The following is a 25,162-nucleotide window of genomic DNA, read 5'->3' as shown; positions in this document are numbered from 1 at the left end:
TTGCCTTGGCACACCGTCAAACGCATTGACAAAGCTAGGTTGGTTCGGGAGTTGCCTGAAGTCGATTACGGTTCGCTCAGAACTCTGGTCATGGATGAGTTCGCATTGCACAAGGGGCACCGCTACGCCTCCGTCGTAGCCGATGCGGACACTCGGCAAGTGCTTTGGATCGGTGAAGGGCGCAGTCGCGAATCCATACGCCCCTTCTTTGAATCACTGGGCGAACACTGCGATCAAATCGAAGCGGTCGCGATGGATCAGAACAGCGCCTTTGACCTGGAGGTGAAGATGCACTGCCCGAATGCGGAAGTCGTCTACGACCTTTTTCATGTCGTTGCCAAATACGGCCGTGAAGTCATCGACCGAGTCCGCGTGGATCAGGCCAATGAACTAAGGCAGAACAAGTCGGCTCGCAGAGCGGTCAAACGTAGCCGATGGTTACTTCTAAAGAACAAGGACAACCTCAATGAAGAAGAACTTGTCAGGCTCGAAGAGCTGATGAATGCCAACCAATCCTTGGCTCAAGTCTACGTCCTGAAAGAACAGCTCAAAGAACTATGGCGAAGCTCAAGCATCTGGGGCGCCTTCAAACGCTGGCGCACATGGTGGAGGATGTGCCGTGAGTCCAAAATCAAACCCCTGCTCGCCTTCGCTGATAAACTCAGACCCTACCTCCGTGGAATCATAGCCTCAGCCAAATACCCACTCAACACCAGCGTGCTCGAGGGCATGAACAACAAGATCAAGGTCATCAAAAGAACCGCTTATGGCTTCAGGGATACGGAATACTTCTTCCTCAAGATTAAGCATGCTTTCCCCGGTAAATGACGATGAACCTTTTTTTTGGGGGCCGGCAACCAGTGAGAACGGGTAAAGAGAATCTTTAGAGGCGCACAAATCCTTACACCAGGTGGGCCCGCCTCAACCCGACTCCCCAAAATCGGACTTTCGCTGGGATTTCAGCGATTTCCAGCGCCGCAATCGATCATTGATCGCCTTCTCCGCGCCATCCACCCCAGGGGCATAAAACTTCTTCGGCTCGATCATAAACTCCTGTCCGCTCACCGCTTCCGGATAGTTATGACTGTAGCGATATCCCTCCCCATGACCCATTTCCTTCGAAACCTTGGTATGGGAATCGCGCAACCAGAGAGGAACGGATTGCAGCCCCTTGCGCCGAATCTCCTGCTTCGCCGCGGCAATCCCCATGCAGGCCGAATTGCTCTTCGGCGCTGTCGCCAAGAAAACGGTGGCATGGGCGAGATTCAATTCGCACTCCGGCAACCCGATGACTTCACAGGCTTGATAGGCAGCCATCGCCAACGGAAGGGCTCGCGAATCGGCCAATCCTACATCTTCTGAAGCCTGAATCACCAACCGCCGGGCGATAAACCGGGGATCTTCCCCGCCGACCAACATCTTCGCCAACCAATAGAGAGCCGCATCCGGATCACCGCCCCGCATGGATTTAATAAAGGCCGAAATCGTGTCGTAGTGCTCATCCTCCCCCGCATCGTAGCGAATCTGGCGCTCATTCAGAAACCGCTCCAACTCGGGAAGGCCCGCGGTGCTCCCGACCGGCTGCCCCAGAATCAAGGTCTCTAGAGAATTCAACCCTCGCCGGAGGTCCCCATCGGCGATCCGGGATAATCCACTCAGAACTTCATCCTCAATCTCGACCCGCGCCGCCTGGAGCTGGGGATCTTCCTCCAATGCCAAGCGCAACACCCGCTCCACCTCTTTGGGTCCGACCGGCTGCAGCCGAAACAGATGACTACGGCTCAATAGGGCAGGGATGACGTAAAACCCGGGATTATAGGTCGTCGCTCCGATCAATCGCACCCAGCCCTCTTCAACATCCGGCAAGAGCAAATCCTGCTGCGCCTTATTAAAACGGTGCAACTCGTCGATAAAGAGAACGGTCTTCCCCTCCCGATCGGATCGCGCCGAAGCTAAATGCTGCCGCAACTCCGCTACATTCGACGAAACCGCATTCACACGAATCATGCGGCTCCCCGTCTCATGGGCAATCACCTCTGCCAAAGTGGTCTTCCCGCACCCGGGAGGGCCGTAGAGCAGCAAACTTCCGAAACGATTATCCCGTACCAACCGCGGTAAGAGGGACCCCTCGCCCAGCAAATGATCCTGCCCGACAACCCCTTCCAACTGAACCGGTCGCATGCGCGCCGCCAAAGGCCGATGCAAAGGCACCGCAGGGGCCCCTTGAAAAAGATCCCCTTGGCCGCTCACGAAAAGCTTCTCCCGTTCAAATCAAATACCCCGTTCAGCATCTCCTCAACCTAGGTCACCCCCTCCCGAATTGCCAACTTCATCATGAGAGAAATCGGTCAATTAATTTTAAGCAGGTAACTTATTCGTAGGGATCGGACAAAATGGAACGGACCTCCTATTCCGCAAAATGGGGACTTCACCCATCATATAAGCCTTTGGTCATTAGACACCTTCCGACAATATGCTCCGACAAGCACTCCCACCTACCTAGACTCCTTGGTCAAATCTCGCACAGAAGGCTTCGACTCGCGACGGGCTCCGCTCTTCCTGATCCTCATACCATTCGGACTCGGTCTTTTGGCAAATCGCGCCCTTCCTCTGACCACTGCGATCCCGGCGGCTTGCTTGGTCCTTCTTCTCCTTGGGCTCCTACTCCGAGCCCATCGCGACCTGCGGTCCTTTGCATGGCAGTCCGTCTTTTTTCTCGCCCTTTTTAATCTCGGAGGGCTCTACGGCGCTCGTTTTTCTCCCGAAAGAAGTCCTCTTCAGAACCACGCTCCAACTCCTCTCCGGGAGAAATCTTTTACGGTCGAGCCCGTTCAGGCTTTTGTCACACCTCCCTACTCGGATTCGCAGATTGGCCTGGCTCGCGTCCTGGATGAGAACGGGCTCATTTACTACAAAGCCCCATCCGGCCCCCAGTCTCAGGAACTTCCGCCAGGATTCTTGATTCGGTTTTTCGGGATTGAACGCGACCTCGAAGATTTGGTGATGGACCCGGGATTTCGCGCGTTTCTGGAGGACCAGGGAGCCACGGCTGGACTGGATGCGTTGAGACCCGGGGAAATCGTGGGAGTGGAAAACCCCTTCCGAGCAACCTTTGCACTTCTACTCCAAAACAGCAAAATGGCGCTCGCTGCGGGTTCAACTCCCCTCGATCTATCCACCCGGGTCTATCAGGCCCTAGTCCTTGGCCAGCGAACAGGCTTGGATTCACGCCAAAAGGAAATTTTCCGGGATACCGGGACCGCCCACTTATTCGCGATCTCCGGACTCCATGTCGGGCTTGTCGCCACATTTCTGTTCTTCTCACTACGATTTCTCCGCGTCAGTCGGCCCACACAGGTAATCGGCACCCTGACCATCCTCCTCTTCTACGTTCTCCTGACTGGGGCAACCCCTTCTGCAGTCCGCGCGTTTCTGATGATCACCTTCCTCGTGGGAGCCAAAGCCTTTCGCCGCGCCTACTGTCCCGCCTCCGCTCTTGCCGCATCCGCCTTGGTCGTCCTTCTCATCGATCCAAACCAGATCTTTACCCTCGGCTTTCAGCTTTCCTACACGGTCGTTCTCTCAATCCTAGTTTTCGGAGCACCTCTCGCCCAATTCCTTCTCGATTCCACGGATCCCGAGTATTGGCTTCCCGGTCAATCCGGGAGCCCCTTCCACCGATGCCGCCGTTGGATTTTTGCGAGTTTCTCCATCAGCCTCGCCGCGTTTTTGGGAAGCTCGGTTCTCATCATCGACCATTTCGGAATTCTTCCTCTCTCTTCAATTCTGCTCAATTTACTCCTCATCCTGCCCGCTACGGGAGTTCTCCTCATCGGTTTCCTTTCTCTCGTTGCCGGTCTCCTCGGAGCCCTCTGGATTTCCGCGCCCCTCAACTGGATTGCCAGGGGCATTCTCGACGCCATGACCTGGCTCGTCTCTTCGGCTGCGGAAGTCCCTGTCTCGGCCATTCCAATTTCCTTCCACAACTCTTGGGCCGGTCCGATCGGCATGCTCCTCCTCCTGGCCGCAACCCTCTGGACATCGACCCGCCCCCAGTTCCTGCCACGTTATCTCATCCTCCCCGCAACCTCTCTCCTCGTTACGATCCTCATCGGATTCATTCCTTGAAACTAGTGAGGAAAACCTTCCTCCATTTGGCGCTCTCCCCGCCCCCACCTCGGAAAGCGATACCTACCGAAGGTTTCACCGCGAAAATCGTTGACCTACCCTTCACAGCCACACGAAATCATAGCATGCGCGTGCTTGGTTTTCTTCTCCTCTCCACCCTTTTCTGCGGCCTCCTCCCCGCCCAATCCCCTACCCAACTTAGGGACATTATTCGGACGGGGCAGAAGAGTGAATTGACGATCTCCGTTCAGTCCAGCGACCCAATGGTCGGAGCCCTCGCCAAGCGCGCCTTCCAACTTCATGGAGCCTTCCGCGTCGTCGCTGGCGATGCCGACGTTTCGCTTCAACTCCGCACTTCCGGCAACGACACGGTCCTCTTCGGAGCCCAGACCGGCCGGACGAATTTCAACGGCACCGCCACCGGCTCCGATAAACTGGAAGCCGCGGCCATGGCCTGTGACGATGTCGTCGAACGCCTCCTGGGCATTCCCGGATTCTTCGCCGGGCAACTCGCGCTCGTCGGTGAGCGCAACGGAAAGAAGGAGATCTTTGTCGGCGACCTCTTCTTCCAAAAGATGAGGCAAGTCACGAACGGGAAACAGAACTCCCTAAGTCCTCGCCAGTCTCCCGATGGCAAAAAACTCCTCTACACCACTTACGCTCCCACCGGATTTCCCGACATCTACGAGTATACGATCGCCTCGGGACGCTCCACCCCCTTCGCCACCTACAAAGGCACCAACACAGGAGCCACCTACAGTCCTGACGGCTCCCGAGTCGCCATGATCCTCTCCTCCAGCGGAAACGCCGAGCTCTACGTTTCGGGCGCCAACGGTCGCTACCCCAAGCGCCTGACGAACAACCGCAGCCTCGAAGCCAGCCCCACTTGGTCGCCCGATGGACGTAAGATCGTCTTCACCTCCGACCAGATGGGAAAACCCCAGCTCTACGGGATCGCTTCCACTGGCGGCAGCATGAGCCGCCTCCCCACCAACATCAGCGGATACTGCTCGGAGCCGGCATGGAATCCCCGCAACGACCGCTTGATCGCCTTCACGGCCGCCGAATCGGGAGGTTTCCAGCTCGCCCTGTACGACACTGGCTCAGGCAAAAGCAAATTCCTCACCACTCGCTCCGGGGATGCCATCGAACCCGCATGGCTCAATGACGGGCGCCACCTCATTTTCACCGCCCGCGAAGGCGGCAACACCCGGCTCTACATTCTCGACACCGAGACGGGATCGTCGGCCCCACTGCATTCGCAGCGCTTCGGCAACTCCTCGCAGCCGAACTTCGTCATGCCCCGATAAGGGTTCCTACGCGGAACTCAGCCGACGAAGCGGACCACCACGCAGGTCGTCCGCAGGAGACTACCCCTGTCCGGGATAGCCCCTAGCCAATCTCAGAGATAAGAGAAAGCTCCCAAGAACTTCCTCGGGAACAGATTTACCCGTTTAAGGTACCCTTCGTCGACGCCACCTTACCGCCGCGCCGTGGATCGATCTGAGTCGCTTCGTCGAGAGCCCGGGCCGTACCTTTAAAAGCGGCCTCTGCCAAGTGGTGCGGCTCAATACCCGCTTCCCGGCGGATATGAAGATTGATCCGCGACTGATTGACAAATCCTTGGAAAAATTCCCGGAAAAGACCGACATTGAAGTCTTTCACGAATCCCGGCGACGCCGGCAAATCGTAATCGAGCCAAGGCCGATTACTCACATCCACAGCGACCCGCACCAACGACTCATCCATCGGCAGGTAAAAGAATCCATAGCGGCGAATCCCAGCCTTGTCCCCGACGGCTTCATGGAAGCAGTCCCCGAGCACGATGCCCAGATCCTCTACCAAGTGGTGGTAATCCACATCGATGTCGCCCTCGGCTTCGATCTTCAGATCAAAAAGCCCATGCACAGTAAACAGCGTGAGCATATGATCGAAAAACGGCACCCCCGTATCGATCTCGGCCTGACCCGTTCCATCGAGGTTCCACTCAGCTGAAATCTGCGTTTCGGCCGTCTCGCGCTTCCGCGCTGCTATTCTTTGCTCCGCCATTCTATAATAGTGTCCCAGAGGACCATCATTTGATCCTCATCGCCGATACTGATTCTCAGGAAATCCCGAGTCAAGGCGTGGCTTCCGAAGTACCGAACCAGGACTTTGTTCGCCTTCAGAAAGGAAAAGAGCGACTCCGCAACCTCGGGTCCCCATTCGCCGTCCACCTTTTCGGGACGCACAAACAGAAAATTCGCCTGCGACGGATAGACCTTCCACCCCATTGTTTCAAACTCACGCCGATAAAAGTCCCGGATGTAGGTCGTCTTCCCTATGGTCGCTTCGTAATATCCCCAATCCTTGAGGGCCGCGACTCCGGCAGCCTGCGCCACCCGATCCAGGTTATAGGAATCCCGGATCCGATCGAGCAGTCCCACCACCTCTTCGGAACCGATACCAAAACCGACCCGCAAACCAGCCAACCCAAATGACTTCGAGAAGGTCCGGGTCACAAAAAGCTTCGGAAAACGCTTCACCAACGAAACTACACTGCCCCCGGAAAAATCCCCATAGGCCTCGTCCACCACGAGGATTCCCTCAAAGCGCTCAGCCAACTCCTCAATCTCCGCCATGGGAAAGACCACTCCCGAGGGCGCGTGGGGACAGGTGAGGAAAAAGAGATTAAATCCACCAGCGAGAATAGCTTCCACCGGCAAACGAAACGGCTCTTCGAAAGGTACATTCTCCCACGCCGATCCATTGGCGGAGGCCAACACCGGGTAGAGCGAATAACTGGGCTCCATGGCCCCGGCCTTCCGCTCGCCATCACTGAAGACCCGGATCAGCAGATTGAGGATATCGTCTGACCCATTTCCGGCGATCACCTGAGTCGGTTCGACCCCAAAGTGTGAGGCCACCTGGGCGCGCAGCTTGCGAGCGGGGGGATCTGGATACAAAGTCGCCTTCTCCACCTCGGCCTGCGCCGCTTCGATGACCATCGGGCTCGGCGGAAAGGGGCTCTCATTCGTGTTCAGCTTCACCCACCCGGATTCATTGATCTGGGCTCCCGGAACATAAGGATCCACCGCGAGAACCTTCGGCGTTGCCAGAGAAGAAATATCGCTCATCTCACTCATGACTGTTCCTCCGAATCGACCCGACACCGTAGCGAGGCCGTGTGCACTGGCAGAGATTCCATCTCACCAAAGGCCTCAACCGTCGGCAAGACCGTCCGATTCGCCTTGGCCGTGGAACGAACAAAACTCGACCGCCTCATAAAATCAATGGCCTGCAAACCTCCCGAGAAACGTCCTGTCCCGTCAGTTGGAAGCGTGTGACTCGGTCCGGCCACAAAGTCCCCCAACACCGTCGGAGTGTGATAGCCTTGCAGAATGGCTCCTGCGGTCGTGATGTCCCGGCTCAACGAAGCAATTTTTCCCGGAGCAACCTGCAGCTCCAAGTGTTCCGGCGCCACTGCGTTGGCGAATGCCGTTACGTCTTCGTCTGAGCGATACACACCGATGAGGAAACGATTTTTAAGAATCTTCTCCATCGTCTCGGAATTCTCGATACCCGCTAGCTGGTCCTTCAGCTCGGCCTTGATCTTTTTCCAAAGGTCTTTGCTCGGCACCGCGAGGTAGATCTTCTCCTTGCCCGTGCCGTGTTCAGCCTGCGAGAGGAGATCGGCCGCGACCCAGGCGGGATTGGCACCCTCGTCGGCAATCACCATCACTTCGCTCGGCCCGGGCAACAAGTCGATCCCGACCTGCCCATAGACCTGGCGTTTGGCTTCCATGACAAACGCATTCCCCGGACCCGCAACCATGTCCACGGCGGGAATCGTCCGCGTCCCGTAAGCCATCGCTCCAATCGCTTGGGCTCCCCCGATCCGATACACTTCACTCAACCCGAGAGCGTGAAAAGCACCCAGCAACCCATCGGCCACCGACCCATCCTTCTGTGGAGGAGTGCAGAGGGCAATCTCCTCAGCACCAGCTACCTGGGCCGGGACTACCGTCATCAAAACGGTCGAGACCAGCGGAACCCGTCCTCCAGGCACGTAGAGCCCGACTCGCTTCAGCGGATAAAACCGTTCGCCGACGGTCATGCCTTCAGCATTCTTGCCGGACCAGCCCTTGGGCAAGCATTTGCGATGGTAATCCCGGATCGCCCGAATCGAGTGGCGAATCGCCTTTTTCTCCGAAGCGGAGAGACGCTTCCAGCCTGCGGCCATTTCCTCGGCCGTCACCCGTAGCTTCCTCCGGTCCAACCGCACACCGTCAAAGCGTTCGGTGAAATCCAAAACCGCGGCGTCTCCCTTGGCCTGAATTTCTTCCAGCACCGGACGCACGGCCGCGGATGTTTCGACCGAAAATGATACGGATTCTTGGAACCGTTTGACTGCGCCCGCTGCCCGGGCGGCATCCATTGTAATTACCTTCACTCGAGCAAACTAGCAGGTTGCCTTGCTTTGACAAGTGGAGAGCTACGCCGGAACCCCCGTCGACAAAAAATTTACCCCCTCAGTCCACTCGCCGGCTCAATGGCCAAGCGCTCACTCCGGAAAGGTAAAGGCGCCTTCCGGCACTTCCGGATTCACCTCGATCTTGTCGAAGGTGATGGTGTGCGCGAGTTCGTCGCCTTCAAAGGAAAGGACCTTATCGGAGAACCGGAGCCCATCCACTTGAATCGCGCCCTCTTCGGTATTGATGGTCCCGGTATCCGTTTCCGTTCCAAGAAGTTCACCCGTCTCCGGATCAAAATACCGGAAGAACTGCACTCCTCCAGAGTGAATGAAACGAACCGCATCGACAGGCTGTCCGCGAAACTCCTGCTCTCCCAGATATTTGGAGCGAACTCGTACGCTGGAGGGGAATTTGAAGAAATAAAGATTCTCGGCCGCGTTCGCCTTAAACCGGCGGACCTGGTCGGTCGGAAGTGGGGAAAACCCTTTCTGCCCATTGACCAGATTCTCCTGCATCATGAACCCCTCCATATCATTCACCACCATCGTGATGCGACTCTCTCCTTGAGTGATTTCCAAACGCTGGCTTGCCGGTTTTTTTAAGAGCAGCGAAATCCGACGCTCCTCCGCTCCATTCTCTGGCACGAGCACGCCCTCGTAGAGGAGGGTATCGATCGACTCGATCTTCTCGTTCGGTCCCACGAACTCGCGCGCTTGCGTAATGACATCTTCGAGCGTTTTCGCGGAAAGGGCTAGGCTACTGAGGAGAAACAGAATGGAGATCGTGCGAATCATGAAGACATAGCTTCGCGGATCCGCCCGAAAACTCAACCCACAAACACAATCAACCCCAGCACGACTCGCCGCCGTGCCGAGGAGAACTCGGTTCACTTCCCCTCAGCAGTGGGGCTCAAAGAAGCGCTTCGCGGTTCAATTTCTTCAATCCGGCTGGCACAAAGACACCGTCCTTGCGTATGAGTTTCCCATCGAACCAGATTTCGCCGCCGCCAAACTCTTTTCGTTGAATCGAGACCATATCCCAGTGGACTTGAGAGCGATTGCCATTATCGGCCTCCTCATAAGCCTGCCCCGGGGTGAAGTGGAAAGAGCCGTCGATCTTCTCGTCGAAAAGAATGTCCCCCATGGGCTCCCGAATGTGCGGATTGAATCCAATGGCAAACTCCCCGATGTAACGCGCACCCGGATCCGAATCCAAAATCTGGTTCAGACGCTTCGTGTCACTCCCGGTCGCCTCGACGATTTTCCCTTTTTTGAAGGTGAGGCTGATCTTCTCGAAAGCCACGCCCTGATAAACGGTCGGCGCATTGTGACTGATCGTCCCCTCGACCGAATCTTTCACCGGCGCGGTAAAGACCTCCCCGTCGGGGATATTGAACTGCCCCCCGCATGGAATCGCCGAGATCCCTTTGATCGAGAATCGCAGATCGGTGCCCGGACCCTTGATCCGAACCTCGTCCGTCTTCTCCATCCAGCGCTTCAACGCCGCCATGCCCGGCTTCATCTTGGCGTAATCCAGAGTGCAGACATTGAAATAGAAATCCCGAAACGCCTCCGTGCTCATTTTCGCCTGCTGTGCCATCGACGGATTGGGCCACCGAAGGATGCACCACTTGGTCTTTTTCACCCGATAATCGAGGGTCGGCTTCATCTTCTTCGAGTACATCTTCATCTTCTCCGAAGGAATGTCAGCCGTCTCGAACACATTACCGGATCCGCGCAGAGCAATATAGGCATCCATCTTTTTCATCCGAAAAAGCTCCCAAGCGTTATCCGCCCCGTATTGATCGTTCGTGCCCTCAATCAGCAACTCCCGCGATACTCGCTCGTTCCGCAAAGAAACATGAGGAACCCCTCCGCGCTTCCGCACTTCCCGAACCAAAGCAATGACCATCTCCTCCGGAATCCCTCCCGCGTCAATCAGGACATGCTCGCCCTTTTTCACGTTCACCGAAAACCCCGTGAGTCCCCGGGCCAATTCCTCATATCGTGGATCCATAGTCTCAGAGGTTGGGAATAACTACCGCAACGAGCAAGGAAAACGCGATTTCCCGAGCAGAGAGACCACGGCTCTGCGCCATTCGCAGTAAATGATATTTAACATTCTGCGCATAAATCTTGAATCTATCATTCCCCTACTTCGACATGCACACCCAGCAATCAATACCTTTTTAACCTGGTTTAATATATTGACACGGCAAACGTTCCCAAAACCTGAATGTCTGGCATGGGAGCTACCGATTCCACGACCGCCCTCCAAAAATCACTGTCTTTCCCGTTTGTCATCTCAGCGAACCCTGCCATAGTGAAACGTTTCGTTTCTATATTCCTCCGAGTTATGTCTTCCAGCGACGCATCGTCCACCGGCACTGAGCCAAAACCGCAAATGGGTTTCGACCCTTCGTTCCGGCCTGCCCAAGAATATGTCCAGGGTCTCCCCGACACCCAGAATCTCCGTGCGACCGAGATCCAGGGTGCACGCGTGGCCATTCAGGAAGTCGGCTCGTCGAACTTCCGGCTGCCACTGCGTTTCCGGATGGACGATGGTAGCATCACGACTCTCGAGGCCTCCATCTTCGGGGGAGTCAGCCTCAACGCGGACCGGAAAGGGATCAACATGTCGCGCATCATCCGGGTTTTTTACGAACACCGCGAGGAGGTCGTTGATTTTGGGATGATCCGCCGAGTCTTGGAGGACTACCAAAAGAAACTCGATTCCGAATCCGCACGTCTACGCATCTCTTTTTCGATGCCGACCCTTCAATCCAGTCTTCGCAGCGGACTCGAGGGCTACCAGTATTACGATGTGGTCATGGAAGGGCGGATCTCCGGACAAGGGGTCTACACCCGGATGCTCCAGATCGGCTTTGTCTACTCCTCGGCTTGCCCTTGCTCCTCGGACCTCTCCGAGCACGCCCGGGAAACCCGCGGAGTCTTTGCCATTCCGCACTCCCAGCGCAGTCGGGCCCGCATTCGCGCCGTCCCGAGCGAAGACGACACCATCACTCCCGAAGGCCTGGTCAAGGTTTGCCAAGAGGCTCTATCGACGGAGACGCAGTCCATGGTTCGCCGACTTGACGAGCAGGCCTTCGCTGAACTCAACGGAGCCTATCAGAAGTTCGTCGAGGACGCGGCCCGATTGGTCTACGCGGCCCTTGACGAAGTTCCAGGAATTGCCGCCTTCGCAGTCTCCTGCTCCCACCTCGAATCGCTTCACTCGCATGACGCGGTCGCCACGATCGCGAAAGGCCTCTCTACCGATCTTTCTGGAGGTATGGACAATTATGGCGAACTCATCTGCTGACAATGAATGGTTCGACGTGGTCGACGAAAATGACCGCGTCATCGGGAAAGAGACCCGCAGCCAGGTTCACAAAAAGAAGCTGCTTCATCGGGCGATTCACGTCTTTGTCTTTCGCTCCGACGGAGCCCTCTATCTTCAAAAGCGTTCCGCAACGAAAGATACCGCTCCCAATCGGTGGGTGAGTTCCTGCTCGGGTCACGTGGATTCCGGGGAGGATTACGAGACCGCCGCCCGGCGCGAACTCGGCGAAGAGCTGGGAATCGACGGCCAAAACGCCGATCTCGAGGAAATCCAAGCCATCTCCGCCGTTCGCGAGACTGGCCACGAGTTTGTTCGCCTCTACCAGATTCTCAATTACGACGGCCCAATCGTCCCGGATCCGGAAGAAGTTTCAGGAGGCGCATGGAAACAACCCGCGGAGGTCGATGCATGGATCGACCGGGCTCCGCGAGAATTTTCTCTCTCGTTTCTCTATCTCTGGGACTTGTTTCGCAAGCGAGGCGAGTAACAAACCACCTCTGCCCGGGGCTTTCGCCCCGGCAGAAAATAGAAAATCTGGCGAACCCTATTCCTGGGGATCGACTTGGCGCAGCTGCAGCCCATCGACCAGACGCTTGCGGCGAAGAACCGTGGTGATCAAAACCGCCCAGCTACCCACAGCGACATAGCCGTGCTCGGTGAGGAGTCGGAATGCACTCTGAATCGTGGTTTCCCCGTCCTCGGCAAAATCAATGAGAAACGGATGGACCCCGCGAATCAGTCGCATCTGCGGAACCAAATGAGGCTGATCCGTAAACGCGAAGATCGGCGTCCCCACTGGACGGAGAGAGGACACGGTCTGCGGCAGATTTCCCGCGCGGGTGAAAACAATCACGCTGGCGTTGTCCACATCCTCGGCCAGACGCGCGGCCGAGCGAACGAGTTTGCTCTTCGGATTCCGCAAATCCAATGGCACCCGAGTGGCCACATTGTCGAGTTTCTCGGTAGTCTCGGCGATGCGCTTGAAGACGCGGACACAGTCCAAGGGGAACTTTCCAACGGTTGTTTCCCCGGAAAGCATGATGGCATCCGTTCGCTCTGCGACCGCATAGGTGATGTCCGAAACTTCGGCACGGGTCGGCACCGGATTCTCGATCATCGACTCAAGCATATGAGTCGCCACGATCGCCGGCTTGCGCAAGCGGATACAAGTTGTCACCGCGCGCTTTTGGATCACCGGAAGATCCTCGTAGGGACACTCAATTCCGAGGTCCCCGCGAGCAACCATCAACCCATCTGAGGCACGGATGATATCGTCGAGATTCGAAATGGCCTGCTGGTCCTCGATCTTTGCAATGATCCGGGCCGAACTTCCTTTCTCGGACAGAACCCGCCGAAAGCTTTCTACATCTTCAGGTTCCCGAACAAATGATTGGGCAAAGAAATCCACTCCCGCCGCGACACTGAATTCAATATCCAAGTAATCTTTCTTGGTCAGAGCGGGGAGACTGACATGAGTGCCCGGCAGATTGATGTGACGGCGACTGCCCATCTTCCCTCCGATCTCGACCTCACACTGGAGGCGGCTCTCGGTCTTTTTGAGCACCTTGAAGCGAAGCAGTCCATTGTCCACGAGGATCGAACTCCCCTCCTTCAAGTCGTTGATCAGCCCGGGATAATTCACCTGAACCAGTGGCACATCAGGCTGCTCATCAGCATCTTCGGAGCAGGCGAGATCGAGCAAATCACCAGCCTTGAGTTGTAGTGGTTCAGAGACTTCACCGGTCCGAATTTCCGGGCCCTTGATATCGACCATAATCGCGATATCACGCCCCTCATCCTTTCCGGCCTCGCGAACGCGAGAAACGATCCCGGCCAAATCCTCGCGAGGAGCGTGAGCCATATTAATTCGGCAAATATCCACTCCCTCCCGAATCAAGGCGCGAAGCATTTCGGGCGTGTCGGTGGCGGGTCCGATCGTGAAAATAATTTTTGTATTTCGATGGTGCATAATCCGTATCTGCTAGTTAAGCGGGGTGCGGCGGAACAACAGTCATTTGCACCGCCGAGGGGCAGGATTCGCAGAAAGGGCCAAAGGTGTCTTCGACCAAATTGACCGCATTGCAATCACGGCTCAAATGTGAGAAAAAAAGTTGTTTCCAGCGAGGTTTTTCGACTGCTCGCAAAGCCTGCAATGTGGCCCGGTTGGAGAGGTGACCATGTCGGCTACGAATCCGCTGCTTGAGCGAATACGGCCGCTTCATATCATTCTCCAGCATATCCTCGTCGTAATTCGCCTCGATCACCAAGGTATCCGCTTCGGCAAGAACCGAGTAGACCGCTGGGGGCACATGTCCAAGATCGTTCACCCAAGCAAGATTGCGCCGTGGAGAAAAGAGATCATCCCGCCCCCAGGAAAAAAGGAAGCACACCGGATCATAAGCGTCGTGAGGAATCCCGACCGGACGAATTTCCAAATCCCGAAAAACAAAGGGCTGGCCCGTCTCGAAAACTTTCCAAGAAACTTTCCGCTGCAGCTTTCCCTGCAAGCCCTCCGCGGTATCACGATTGGCAAAGAACGGAATCTCCTGAAATCTCGATAAACCCCGCACACCGGCCGAATGGTCGTTATGCTCGTGAGTAATAAACACCCCATCGAGATCTTCCGGTTCCACTCCAATCTCCCGCAGCATCGACACCGTCCGGCGCCCCGAAAAACCCGCGTCGATCAAAATGCGCGACTCCTCGGTTTCCAGCAAAGCACAATTCCCTGCGCTGCTTGAACCGAGAATATGAAACCGTCCCTCCATTAAAGAATCAACAAACTCCTGCCAGACGCTATCGGCAAACGTTTTCTTCGACCCCCCACACTTGTTTCCAGATCTTCACCAAATATTTTACCTGGTTAAAAATAACTGACAACAGGGCATTGGCTTCAGTTTTTGCCAAAAGAAACGGAGAGGAACAGATTTCCTCCATTCGCGGAGAGGCTATGTTGGAGGAAGCCGGCAGAGACTCCGATCAAATCGGCTCTCGCAAAATTCTCTCGCCAAAGCTCCGCCCTTCACCCAACCATCTAGGGTGCTGAGTGCGCTGCGGAATTTGTCCGAAACTGGGAGACGACGAGCCCTACCCGAATAAGTTCTTTCTCATTCCATTCCCCACCGAGAGCCCCCGCCAATCGGCTCCGCGCATTTGCAGAGGCTTGCGGGGACGAAGACGGCCATCCTGCTCGGATTTCAGATGATCATCTACAAATTCAGGAGAGCCCAGGACAATTCCGTCCGCAAAATACCTCACCCGGCAGCGGAGAATGACGGAAAGGGGCAGTTTCCCTTTTTCCTCTTCCAAGACTCGAACCGCTTCCTCGCGATCAATCGCGACCTTTCCCTCTTTCTCTCCCCCTCCAGAGCCATAAAGGGTTTGTCGGTATCCAGCCAGATCTCGATCCACCACCATCAGCCCCTTGCGAGCCAAACGGCTTCCGCCCATAGCTTCGCCGTATCCGCAAAAACGATAGTCCTTCGGGTCCTCGACCAGCCCGGCGCGAACTGCATTCAAATCAATATAGGCAGCCACCGTGCGCAAAGCCCAGCGATCCCCCTCAATCAATACACTCTTGAACCGCTCACACCACAACGGCCCAAACCGCTCTCTCGACCGATTAAACCAGAGGGTAAAGCGCTGCTTGAGCGTTTTCATTAGCCACGAAATGTCATGCATCCGACGCGTGAGGTTTTTCCTCAGGATCTCTGCCTCCTCTCCATCTTCGGCCAGAGTCTTCTCCAAAACCTCCGCCCTCATCGGATTCCAAGGAGTCGGCTTCGGATAAAGCCTCCGATACCGTCGAAGCAATTCCGCATCCGAAACTTCCGTCACCGGAGGCACCTCCACCATTAGATGAAAATGGTTCTTCATCACCGCATAAGTCACCACACGCACCCCGGAAAAATCGGCTACCTGCCAAATCATCTTCCGCAGAACCTCCCTCTCCCGATCTCCAAACAAAGCCTCCCCGTTCACGGTCCGACTCATCAAATGATAGTAAGCCGTCTGCCCTTCGACTTTTTTCCGAACTTTCCTTTTCATGATTGAGCTAAATTAAGATCTTTTGTCTTTTCGTCAAACAGATTTAACCAGGTAAAATCAATTACCCTGAACACCGTAAAACGGAAGACTTCTGTCCTACCGGCACAGAGCCGGATTGATTTCTCCGCCTTGCTGGTCTTAAGTTATGCATTCTTCACTATCATCCCACTTCTCGTCCTGAATCGAAATGTCCTCAACAAAACCACTTGTGATCATTGGTGCTGGCGGGCACGGTGTCGAAGTCTTGTGGCTGGCGAAGAATATCAACAAGGTTGCGCCCACTTACGAGATTCTCGGTTTCTGCGACGATGACCGGAAGCTGCTCGGAAAGACGATCAGTGGCTTTCCGGTTCTCGGAGGGATGGACGACGTCGCCTCCTCTCTTCAAGGTCCGGTCTATTTTCAGGTTGGGATCGGGAACAATGCGACTCGTCGCGATGTGGCTCGCCGAGCGGAGTCCCTTGGTTGGATCCCTGAAACGCTCATCGACCCTTCCGCCGCTGTTGCTGAAGACATTCAACTGGGTGCGGGGTGCTACGTTGGGGTCTGCTCCAATATTTCTCCGACGGCAAAGATTGGCCGACATGTGATCGTTCACAACCAAAGTTCCGTTGGGCATGACACGGAAATGGCCGATTTCTCCCAAGTCGCTCCCGGGGGCCGGGTTCTCGGACATGTTACGGTTGGGGAGTGTGGCTACCTTGGTTCCAATGCGGTGGTCTATCCCAATAAATCCGTTGGCGCGCATGCCGTGCTCGGAGCCTGTTCTTTTGCACTCACCAACATTCCTGACGGAGCGGTGGCGATGGGAGTTCCCGCCCGCATCCGCACCCGCCATCCTCTACCCGAATCCTCGACCCCATGAAACTAGAAGAATTACGTGCCACCATCGCGGACCTATTCGAGATCGAAGGGTCTAGTCTAACCCTCGAAACCCCCTTTCAAGACCAAGGTGTTTACGACTCCCTGAAAGTCGTTCTCCTGATGGCCGAGCTCGAGGACCAAGCTGGACTGAGTGTTCCACCAGAAAAGACCCAAGAGCTTCAGACCCTTCAGGACATTCTCACCTTTGCCCGCGAGCAGGGAAAACCCATCGAAGAGTGATGAGCTCCGCCATCCTCGACATGCACTACTGCCTGGCCCCCAACGAAAGGACGGATGCCGATCTTCTCGAAAATTTTGACGCCAAGCAGCTCGCATCGATCACCAAGATGTCCGGCATCCACAATCGCCGGGTGGTGCCGCCTGGGGTAACGGCCTCCGACCTGGCCTTCGTCGCCGCCCAACGCCTCTTTGCCCGCGGAAAGTTCCAAAGGGAGGACATCGACCTTCTGATTTTTGCGAGCCAAACCCCGGACTATCAAATTCCCGCGACCGCCTGCGACCTGCACGGCCGTCTCGGACTCAAGCAGGAATGCGGCGCCTTTGACATCAACCTCGGCTGCTCCGCCTTCCCCTACTGCCTCGCCGTCGCCCACTCGATGCTGACCGCCGGCCTCGCGAAAACGGCCCTTCTCTGCAATGCCGATGCCGTTTCCACTGTCGTTCACCCCAAAGATCGTGGCCTCGTTCCGCTCCACGGCGACGGAGCGGCCGTTTGCATTCTCCAGCGAATCGAAGGGGAGGAAGGCATCGAAGGCTGCCTCATGGGAACGGATGGAAAGAGCAGCCGGAAAATCGTCATCCCCGCCTCCGGCATGCGGCAGCCCCGCTCCCCAGCAACTCAGACCGAGGAGACCGATTCTTCCGGCAGTGTTCGCACTCCTGAGCAGCTCTGCATGAACGGCCCCGCCGTCTTTCACTTCTCCCTGAAAACGATCCCCACAGCAATTGAGAGCTATCTCTCGCAGCACGACTGGACCCTCGATGAGATTGACCTCGTCCTTCTGCACCAAGCGAACAAGACCATGGTCGATCTGATCTACCGAGCTCTCAAAGTCCCCGAAGATAAACGCTTCTACTTCATGGAGCAGATTGGAAATCTCGCCGGAGCCTCCACCCCCATCCTCCTCAACGAGGCTTGGAGGCAAGAACGACTGAAACCCGGACAACGGGTCCTGCTGGCCTCCTTTGGCAACGGCCTCTCATGGAGTGTCACCTCCCTCGTCTGGTCGAGTGCCCTCGGGAAAGCCCCTGAAGATTCCGTCGAATTCGATCCGACCCTCCTCTCCGCTCAAGACGCCTAAGAACTCCACCACCATGTCGACTCTCCTCCGCCTTCAAACCATCTTTCGCGACGTTCTCGACGACGACGAACTGGTCCTCACGGAGGAGTTTTCGCAGGCCGACAGCGAAGACTGGGATTCCGTTGCGACGGTTCAGATCGCTCTCGCTGTTGAGGAAAACTTTGGGGTCAACCTCCCGACTCAGCTCGTCGGAAACCTGACCTCCGTTCGCCAGCTCCTCGACCACCTTCCCGAATAGAGGCTTCTCCGATGTCGTCTCTCGAACTCTCCCTGGAACACCTGCAGCGATTTCCCGAATCGACTCTGGTTCGCCTTCTGGAGAGTGCATCCCCCGAACAACTCCTCTCTACCTGGGCTTCAAACGCCGGCACACTCCCCCAGATCCGGGAAGAGTGGATCGATGCCTTTCTCCGCCTCTGCGAACAAACGGAATCATTTCCTGCCCTGCAGGAGGCTGGATTCCTCTCCATCCCTGGCCCATGGTCGCAAAACCCTCCGAGCCAGTGGCTACTCGCCCGCGCCCTCACCGCGGCCAGCGATCCCTCACAGGCACTTTCGTTTTATCGAGGCTTGATCCCGCAACCCCTCTCCCCGCGCCTTCTCCTCGACGCGGCCCAATGCGCCATCAAGGCAATCCAATGGGACGACGCCTGGCAATGGCTCAGCACCGCCACCCGGGAATCCCGCGACTACAGCCTCCTCCAAAAAGCGGCCCGTCTCTATCGCCGTATTGAGAAGGCCGACACACTTCCCGAACTCATCCCCCTCAAGGTTGCCTTTCTTTTCAGCAGTGCCCCGCAGCTGATCCTCCCCATTCTCACCGCCAAGGGATACGCCTCCGGGATACAGCTCAAGCTCCTGACTCCTCCCTTCGACAACGTGACCCCGTTTATTCGGGATCCCGACTCCCCTCTGTACGAGTTTCGCCCCGACGTCGTCATCCTCGGACTCAATTACCGTCAGCTCGAACCTCTCTCCGAGAACGAATCCGCCGAAACCTGGATCGACCGTCAGGCCCAATCCATTCGAGACCGCTGGACCGCCATCACAGCAAACCACTCCTGCCGGATCCTCCAACAAACCTGCGACCTGCCGCACCATCCCTCCGACGGAAACCTTTCCACAACCCTCCGCTCCGGACTCTCGGCACGTATTCACCAGCTGAATGCAGAGATTCTAAATTCGCCCCCACCGTTCGTTAACTTTCTCGACAGCGGCCGTCTACAATCCGGTTTAGGTGAAACCATTTGGAACGACGATCGCCTTTGGCACATCGCCCGCCAGCATCCAGCCACTCCGGCAGTCCCGGCACTCGCCGACGAGATTACCGCCCTCCTCCGCGCCCAAGCCGGCCAAACCCGCAAAGTCCTCGTCCTCGACCTCGACAACACTCTCTGGGGAGGCGTCATCGGAGAAGATGGCATTGAGGGGATTCAGGTAGGCCCGGAGACTCCGACTGGCGAAGCCTTCACCGCTTTCCAGGAATATCTCCTCGAACTCAAAGCCAGGGGAATTCTCCTCGCCGTCTGTTCCAAAAACAACGAAACCGAAGCTCGCATCCCGTTTGAAACTCACGACGGAATGCGACTTCGGCTCAATGATTTCGTCGCCTTTGTCGCGAACTGGGATCCGAAGGACCAAAACCTCCGGGCAATCGCCAAACAAATCAACCTCGGGCTCGACAGTCTCGTCTTTGTCGACGACAGCCCCGTAGAGTGCGACTGGATCCGGAGTCGCCATCCTGAGGTCGCAGTCGTTCAACTCCCCGACGATCCCACCCGCTATGTAGAAACCCTCGACCGGGGACGCTGGTTTGAATCGCTGCACGTCTCCGCAGAAGATCGCAACCGCCACGCCCTGTATCGCTCGCAGAAACTACGCAACCAAGCGAAAGAGGAAGCGCCCTCCCTTGAAAGTTATTTGGCCAGTTTACAGATGCAGGTGCGATCGGGCCCATTTGACTCCCTTCACCTGCAACGGATTGCCCAACTCATCCAGCGCACCAATCAGTTTAACCTGACTTCACGGCGGCACTCTCCCGAGCAGCTAGAACGCCTTGTCAATGATCCTCACATCTGGACCCAGTGGTTTGCCCTCGAAGACCGCTTTGGCGACAACGGACTGGTGGGACTGGTGATCGCCGAGTGCGGCGAGACCACTTGGACCCTCGACAGCTTTCTCATGAGCTGCCGCGTCATTGGCCGAAAACTTGAGGCCCAGATGCTCGAGACGGTCACCGAAGCCGCCCGTCAATCCGGAGCGACCCATCTCCAAGGCATCTATCGCCCCACCCCCAAGAATGATCTCGTCTCCAACTTTTACCGACAGCATGGTTTTGAAGCCATCGGGGAGAAAGACGGAGTGTTTCTGTTTCAACGGACGGTTGGGGGTGATTGAGGGAGGAAGGATGAATCGGAAACCTGAAAGTCGGTGGTCGGTGGTCGGTGGTCGGTGGTCGGCAAATGCTGTGGTTTCGTTCGGTGGATTGGGCAAGTCGAAACGTACCCTAGGCAACTTGCCTGTGTTGCAGTGGATACTTGATGGCGAAGGACTCATGGCGGATTGCTAAATGAGTATGGTGCATCGTGGATCCATTGATTCTGGACTACGGGGATCGGAAATCCATTTGTCGCACTCGCAGGCTGCTTGGGTTGCGGGGTTCGGATGGCTTCTGGGGGCGGGAATTGTTTTGGACCTTATCGGGAGATGAGAGAGCTGGAAGCTCTCACTACTTTGGGGGCCGCTCAGGCGGCACCTCCATCACAGGCTGGCAGCCTGTGGTACGCTAAGAGAACTCTGGGTATTCGGGTTCACCGCATCTAAAATTTGCGCCTTGCGCGGCTTTGATTCCGCCCAGCACCGCAACCATCAAACCTTGAAAATTCGATGTTCCGACTGACTTCTCCGTGACACGATCGTCGGGGATTTCTTCCGGCATCGCCCGCGCAAAGCTCTGGGAGCGATGGCGATGAACGAAAGGGACCGTGCGATTTCAGTCACTTTTGGCGGAAAACACGGCTACGCCAAGAAGCCAACCAAGTGCAGGGGCATTCGATCGGTAGCGAAGCCCCCTCCATCGGCCATGACGATCTTACGATCGGCTCGAACTCCCTTGAATTGGCTACGTCCTTTTCCCTTCCCACCAATCTCGAAAACCCAGTTTTGGCCATCCAACTGCAGCAGGAAATCGGGGGTTTTCGCACCCCGCGTTGATTTCAAGTAGTTCAGCTCCCGTCCCGCCTGGCGCATAGCCAGTGCAAAAAAGTCTTCCCGTAGACCTCCACGCACTTCTTCGAGCGGGCGATACAGCCTTCGGATTGGGGGCATCAGCAGAACTTTCGGCTCTTTCAGGACATTGGTCCCCGCGGGAAAAATGCGCTGCAGAATGAACGCATTCTCGAAGGCCGCCGCGTATTGCTCTGCCTTGTATTTGGTGATGCCGAGATTACTGGAAAGGCTGCTGTAGTTGATTCCGTCCACATCCGATCGACCGACAAAGGCGATCATCCGGCGTAGAGTCTCCAACTCATCCACCCGTAACCTCAGGGAATTCGGAATATCCTTTGCAATGATCGCCTCCAAGGTCGCTTCAAGTAGAGGAAAAGGATCCGGCTCTTCCAATGCGAAAGGAATCAAACCGCCGGCCAGATAGGAACCAAAGCGATCACCCGCCCGTAGATACTCCGGTGCGACCGCTCCCTCCAGCAGAGCGTTCCATTCCAAGCGCGGCAAGACTTCGCCATGCTTAAACTCAAGATACTCCCGGTACGAAAAATAATCGAGCGCATGTAATTTGACGCGTCGCGCCAGATCGTAAACGGATTCTCGGATTCGCAGCGCAACCGAACTCGTAAAATAAATTCGGACATCCAAAAAATCATAAATTTGCTTCAGAGCCCCCAACCCCTTGTCGGCGAAATGAATTTCGTCCAAAAAAAACCGTCGGTATTGATACCCTTCGGCCAGTTCCCGAACCAACGCATACAGATCCACATCGCGCGGCAATGTGTCCAACGAAATGTAGATGCTGTCATCGGTCGAGGCCGCGAGCTGCTGCAAAAGAATCGTTTTGCCAGCTCCTCTGGGACCGACAATTCCATTAAAGTGGCGCCCGTCATCCACGCTCAGCGAAGCAAACAACGCCCGCCTCAACCCACGACGGCGACCGAGTTCTTTGGCCCTACGGTCCAACTCTAGAATTGATGATATCAACATTTTGATCAATTATTTGACAAAAAAGCATACATTTCGTCAAATCGTTAATCTAAAACAACCCTGAATCGGAAACCTGAAGGTCGGTGGTCGGTGGCCGGTGGACGGTGGACGGTGGACGGTGGACGGTGGACGGTGGACGGTGGACGGTGGACGGTGGACGGTGGACGGTGGACAGCAAAGTCTGTGGTTTCGGTTGGCGAATGGGGCAAGTCCCAATGTAGCACAGGCAGCCTGCCTGTGTTGCAGTGGATACTTGATGGCGAAGGACTCATGGCGGATTGCGGAATGAATAGGGTGAATCTGGACTACGGGGATCGGAAATCCATTTGTCGCACTCGCAGGCTGCTTGGGTTGCGGGGTTCGGATGACTTCTGGGGGCGCGTTGGGGACACAGGCTGGCAGCCTGTGGTACCTTTTTCACCCGCGGGGGCGGGAATTGTTTTGTACCCCTATCGGGAGATGAGAGAGCTGGAAGCTCTCACTACTTTGGGGTACCGTTCGGGTTATTCGGCGAAAGGCTTGTTTTCCCCACTAGCGGCTTAGGATCCGAAATCGCAGGCCCTTCGACGAGCTCAGGATTACTCACTGGCAGCCTGGGGGACACTTTTTCACCCGCGGGGGCGGAAATTGTTTTGGACCCTATCGGGAGATGAGAGAGCTGGAAGCTCTCACTACTTTGGGGGACCGTTCGGGTTATTCGGCGAAGGGCTGGTTTTCTCCACTAGCGGCTTGGGATCCGAAATCGCAGGCCCTTCGACGAGCTCAGGATTACTCGCTGGCAGCCTGGGGGACACTTTTTCACCCGCGGGGGCGGAAATTGTTTTGGACCCTATCGGGAGATGAGAGAGCTGGAAGCTCTCACTACTTTTGGGGGAGCCGCGTGGGTTATTCGACGAAGGGTTGGTATTCGGGGACCCGCTCGGCGATCTTTTTCTTTAGCTCTTCCCGGGAGAGGGTGAGGAGGTCTTTTTCGAGTTCGGCGATCCACTCTTCAAACCTTTCCGTCCTCGCCGAGAGGCATTGGAGACGACGGATTCTGGGGTGATTGGTTTCGTCGGAGGTCTCGGTGTCGTAGTTCAGTTCTTCGAACAATTTTTCTCCCGGACGGAGACCGGTGATCTCAATTTCAATCTCCGTTTCCGGCTCGTATCCGCTCAGCTGAATCATCTGTCGGGCGAGGTCGATGATCTTGATGGGGTCGCCCATTTCGAGGAGAAAGATTTCGCCTCCCTCCCCCAGCGAAGCCGCCTGCAAGACGAGGCCTACCGCTTCAGAGATGGTCATGAAATAGCGGGTGACCTCTGGATGCGTCACGGTCACGGGTCCGCCCCGGGCGATCTGGCGTCGAAAGGTGGGAATTACACTCCCGGAGGAGCCAAGAACATTTCCGAAACGCACCGCAAGGAACTTCGTATTCTGCGATTCCCTTTGAAGGCTCTGGAGAGCGATTTCGGCCATTCGCTTCGAGCAGCCCATCACACTCGTCGGGTTGATCGCCTTATCGGTCGAGATGAGAACAAAGCGCTCCACCCCAAACTCGATGGCGAGCTTCGACAGTTGGTAGGTCCCGAGAAAATTGTTCAGGACAGCCTCCCGAGGCTGGGACTCCATCAGGGGAACATGTTTATAGGCAGCTGCATGAAAGATCACCGAAGGCGGCTGCGTTTCCAGAATGCGGCGAGTGATCGCCCACTCTCGATAATCGAGCACCCACGATTCCAGGTCCACCCCGGGAAACCCCTCTCTCATCTCTTCTACGATCTCGAAGAGGGCATTCTCGGCCGCGTCGATCAACAACAGTTTCTTCGGGGACAGGGTCGCCAACTGGCGCACCAGTTCAGAGCCGATACTTCCACCCGCTCCGGTAACGAGAACCGTCTGCCCTTCGACAATCTTTCGAATGAGGTCGACCTTGATCGGGACCGACTCCCGCCCCAAGAGATCTTCCACCTCAACCCGCCTCATCTCTTCAACACGGATCCGTCCGCTCGAAAGCTCGTGGAGGCTCGGGACAATCACCGTCTCCAACCCGACGTTTCCGGCGGTCTTCAAAATTTCGCGAATTCGCCGCGCCTGGAGGGTTGGCACCGCGATGACAATCCGAGTAGCCGAAAAGCGTTCAGCGGCATCCTCCAACTGTTCCGGATTTCCCCAGATGGGAACCCCGTGGATCTGCCTTCCCTTCTTCTCCGGGTCGTCGTCGAGGAAAACAACCGGATGCAACCCGAGCTGAGGACGGGCCAAAAGGTCCGCAGCGAGAGCGGCTCCCGTCGAACCCGCACCGATGACCACCACCCGATGGCGTTGATGTTTTTCCCGTGGCCCCGCCCCTTTCTTTTCCCGGTAGATTCGCAAAACCATCCGAAATCCGACCAGCCCGACCGTGGAGAACAAAAGATCAGCGAGAATGATCCCGCGGGGGATGTCCACCAAACCGGGAGCAGGAAATATCCGGATCGCAAAAAAGATCAGGCTGCACAAAAACAGAGCCGCAAAGGTCCGATTCAAATCCGGAACCCGAAAGAAAGATAGCAACCCCCGAAACTGCCCAAAGCAAAAGAGGGCCAGCAACTTGAGAGGCAAGACATAGAGGAGCGCCCACCAACGCTGATCCCGATAGGACTCCGGGATCAAAAAATCAAATCGCACCTCGTAAGCCAGCAACAACGCCGCGACAAAAAGGGCCGAATAGACCAAGGCAAGCAGAACGATTCGAATCATCTTATCGATGAAGAGAGCTGAAGAAAACCAAGAGCACAGAAAGACTAAGTAGACAGGGGAACTGTAAAT

At 56.2% G+C, this 25,162-nt stretch carries 21 protein-coding genes; 10 read left to right on the top strand and 11 right to left on the bottom strand.

What is annotated here, in order from left to right; all coding sequences use genetic code 11:
* The coding region (locus tag H5P30_RS05520; RefSeq protein ID WP_185691362.1) for an ISL3 family transposase at window positions 1-828 on the top strand (828 nt) is incomplete at its 5' end.
* A 93-nt stretch (window positions 829-921) separates the two neighbouring features.
* On the opposite strand, the gene H5P30_RS05515 is transcribed toward H5P30_RS05520, so the two are convergent.
* Window positions 922-2,211: a replication-associated recombination protein A gene (locus H5P30_RS05515; protein WP_221774286.1), complete on the bottom strand. Its 1,290-nt coding sequence runs from the start codon at window positions 2,209-2,211 to the stop codon at window positions 922-924.
* A gap of 297 nt (window positions 2,212-2,508) precedes the next feature.
* Between H5P30_RS05515 and H5P30_RS05510 the strand changes: the two genes are divergently transcribed.
* A complete protein-coding gene (locus H5P30_RS05510) occupies window positions 2,509-4,128 on the top strand; it encodes a ComEC/Rec2 family competence protein (RefSeq protein WP_185691951.1) in 1,620 nt (539 codons plus the stop codon).
* 125 nt (window positions 4,129-4,253) lie between these two features.
* Window positions 4,254-5,438, top strand: a complete 1,185-nt coding sequence (locus H5P30_RS05505; RefSeq protein WP_185691950.1) for a PD40 domain-containing protein — start codon at window positions 4,254-4,256, stop codon at window positions 5,436-5,438.
* Window positions 5,439-5,574: 136 nt separating this feature from the next.
* Here the strand turns inward: H5P30_RS05505 and hisB are convergent, their stop codons facing one another.
* The 5 genes from hisB to H5P30_RS05480 form a co-directional block, all read right to left on the bottom strand.
* Window positions 5,575-6,177, bottom strand: coding sequence for an imidazoleglycerol-phosphate dehydratase HisB (hisB, locus tag H5P30_RS05500; protein WP_185691949.1), 603 nt, complete (start codon window positions 6,175-6,177; stop codon window positions 5,575-5,577).
* Entirely contained in the window at window positions 6,159-7,253 is a 1,095-nt protein-coding gene (hisC, locus tag H5P30_RS05495; protein ID WP_185691948.1) for a histidinol-phosphate transaminase, read from the bottom strand. The genes hisB and hisC overlap by 19 nt, the downstream gene beginning before the upstream one ends.
* Window positions 7,250-8,560, bottom strand: a complete 1,311-nt coding sequence (gene hisD / locus H5P30_RS05490; protein WP_185691947.1) for a histidinol dehydrogenase — start codon at window positions 8,558-8,560, stop codon at window positions 7,250-7,252. The genes hisC and hisD overlap by 4 nt, the downstream gene beginning before the upstream one ends.
* A gap of 111 nt (window positions 8,561-8,671) precedes the next feature.
* Window positions 8,672-9,472 carry a hypothetical protein gene (locus H5P30_RS05485; RefSeq protein ID WP_185691946.1) on the bottom strand — a complete coding sequence of 267 codons (801 nt, stop codon included), beginning with the start codon at window positions 9,470-9,472 and terminating at the stop codon, window positions 8,672-8,674.
* A 19-nt stretch (window positions 9,473-9,491) separates the two neighbouring features.
* Complete coding sequence (locus H5P30_RS05480; RefSeq protein WP_185691945.1) at window positions 9,492-10,598, bottom strand: aminopeptidase; 1,107 nt, start codon at window positions 10,596-10,598, stop codon at window positions 9,492-9,494.
* Window positions 10,599-10,937: 339 nt separating this feature from the next.
* On the opposite strand from H5P30_RS05480, the gene folE2 reads away from it, so the two are divergent.
* Together folE2 and H5P30_RS05470 are read left to right on the top strand one after the other, a co-directional pair.
* On the top strand, window positions 10,938-11,903 hold the full coding sequence (gene folE2, locus H5P30_RS05475) for a GTP cyclohydrolase FolE2 (RefSeq protein WP_185691944.1): 966 nt from the start codon (window positions 10,938-10,940) through the stop codon (window positions 11,901-11,903).
* On the top strand, window positions 11,884-12,411 hold the full coding sequence (locus tag H5P30_RS05470; protein ID WP_185691943.1) for an NUDIX hydrolase: 528 nt from the start codon (window positions 11,884-11,886) through the stop codon (window positions 12,409-12,411). The genes folE2 and H5P30_RS05470 overlap by 20 nt, the downstream gene beginning before the upstream one ends.
* A 57-nt stretch (window positions 12,412-12,468) precedes the next feature.
* Here H5P30_RS05470 and pyk read toward each other — a convergent pair whose 3' ends face one another.
* From pyk to H5P30_RS05455, 3 genes are all read right to left on the bottom strand, one after another.
* Complete coding sequence (gene pyk, locus H5P30_RS05465; RefSeq protein WP_221774285.1) at window positions 12,469-13,893, bottom strand: pyruvate kinase; 1,425 nt, start codon at window positions 13,891-13,893, stop codon at window positions 12,469-12,471.
* 16 nt (window positions 13,894-13,909) lie between these two features.
* Window positions 13,910-14,692, bottom strand: a complete 783-nt coding sequence (locus tag H5P30_RS05460) for an MBL fold metallo-hydrolase (RefSeq protein ID WP_185691942.1) — start codon at window positions 14,690-14,692, stop codon at window positions 13,910-13,912.
* Window positions 14,693-15,011: 319 nt separating this feature from the next.
* A complete protein-coding gene (locus H5P30_RS05455; RefSeq protein WP_185691941.1) occupies window positions 15,012-15,971 on the bottom strand; it encodes a transposase in 960 nt (319 codons plus the stop codon).
* A 187-nt stretch (window positions 15,972-16,158) separates the two neighbouring features.
* Here H5P30_RS05455 and H5P30_RS05450 point away from each other — a divergent pair, with 187 nt between their 5' ends.
* Genes H5P30_RS05450 through H5P30_RS05430 form a run of 5 tightly spaced genes read left to right on the top strand, consistent with a single transcriptional unit; the run spans window position 16,159 to window position 20,554 of the window.
* A complete protein-coding gene (locus H5P30_RS05450) occupies window positions 16,159-16,836 on the top strand; it encodes an acetyltransferase (RefSeq protein ID WP_185691940.1) in 678 nt (225 codons plus the stop codon).
* Window positions 16,833-17,075, top strand: coding sequence for an acyl carrier protein (locus tag H5P30_RS05445; RefSeq protein WP_185691939.1), 243 nt, complete (start codon window positions 16,833-16,835; stop codon window positions 17,073-17,075). The genes H5P30_RS05450 and H5P30_RS05445 overlap by 4 nt, the downstream gene beginning before the upstream one ends.
* The gene (locus H5P30_RS05440) at window positions 17,075-18,157 is read left to right on the top strand and encodes a 3-oxoacyl-ACP synthase III family protein (protein WP_185691938.1); all 1,083 of its coding nucleotides are present in this window, start codon (window positions 17,075-17,077) and stop codon (window positions 18,155-18,157) included. Before H5P30_RS05445 ends, H5P30_RS05440 begins: the two co-directional genes overlap by 1 nt.
* Window positions 18,158-18,170: 13 nt before the next feature.
* Complete coding sequence (locus H5P30_RS05435) at window positions 18,171-18,395, top strand: acyl carrier protein (protein WP_185691937.1); 225 nt, start codon at window positions 18,171-18,173, stop codon at window positions 18,393-18,395.
* 11 nt (window positions 18,396-18,406) lie between these two features.
* Window positions 18,407-20,554: an HAD-IIIC family phosphatase gene (locus tag H5P30_RS05430; protein ID WP_185691936.1), complete on the top strand. Its 2,148-nt coding sequence runs from the start codon at window positions 18,407-18,409 to the stop codon at window positions 20,552-20,554.
* Between the two features lie 621 nt (window positions 20,555-21,175).
* Here H5P30_RS05430 and H5P30_RS05425 read toward each other — a convergent pair.
* Both H5P30_RS05425 and H5P30_RS05420 read right to left on the bottom strand, forming a co-directional pair.
* Complete coding sequence (locus H5P30_RS05425) at window positions 21,176-22,372, bottom strand: AAA family ATPase (protein WP_185691935.1); 1,197 nt, start codon at window positions 22,370-22,372, stop codon at window positions 21,176-21,178.
* An 885-nt stretch (window positions 22,373-23,257) separates the two neighbouring features.
* Window positions 23,258-25,093, bottom strand: coding sequence for a polysaccharide biosynthesis protein (locus H5P30_RS05420; RefSeq protein WP_185691934.1), 1,836 nt, complete (start codon window positions 25,091-25,093; stop codon window positions 23,258-23,260).
* Window positions 25,094-25,162: the final 69 nt, after the last annotated feature.

The organism is Puniceicoccus vermicola (assembly GCF_014230055.1).
GTDB lineage: Bacteria > Verrucomicrobiota > Verrucomicrobiia > Opitutales > Puniceicoccaceae > Puniceicoccus > Puniceicoccus vermicola.
This window is presented reverse-complemented; position numbering and strand designations above follow the sequence as displayed.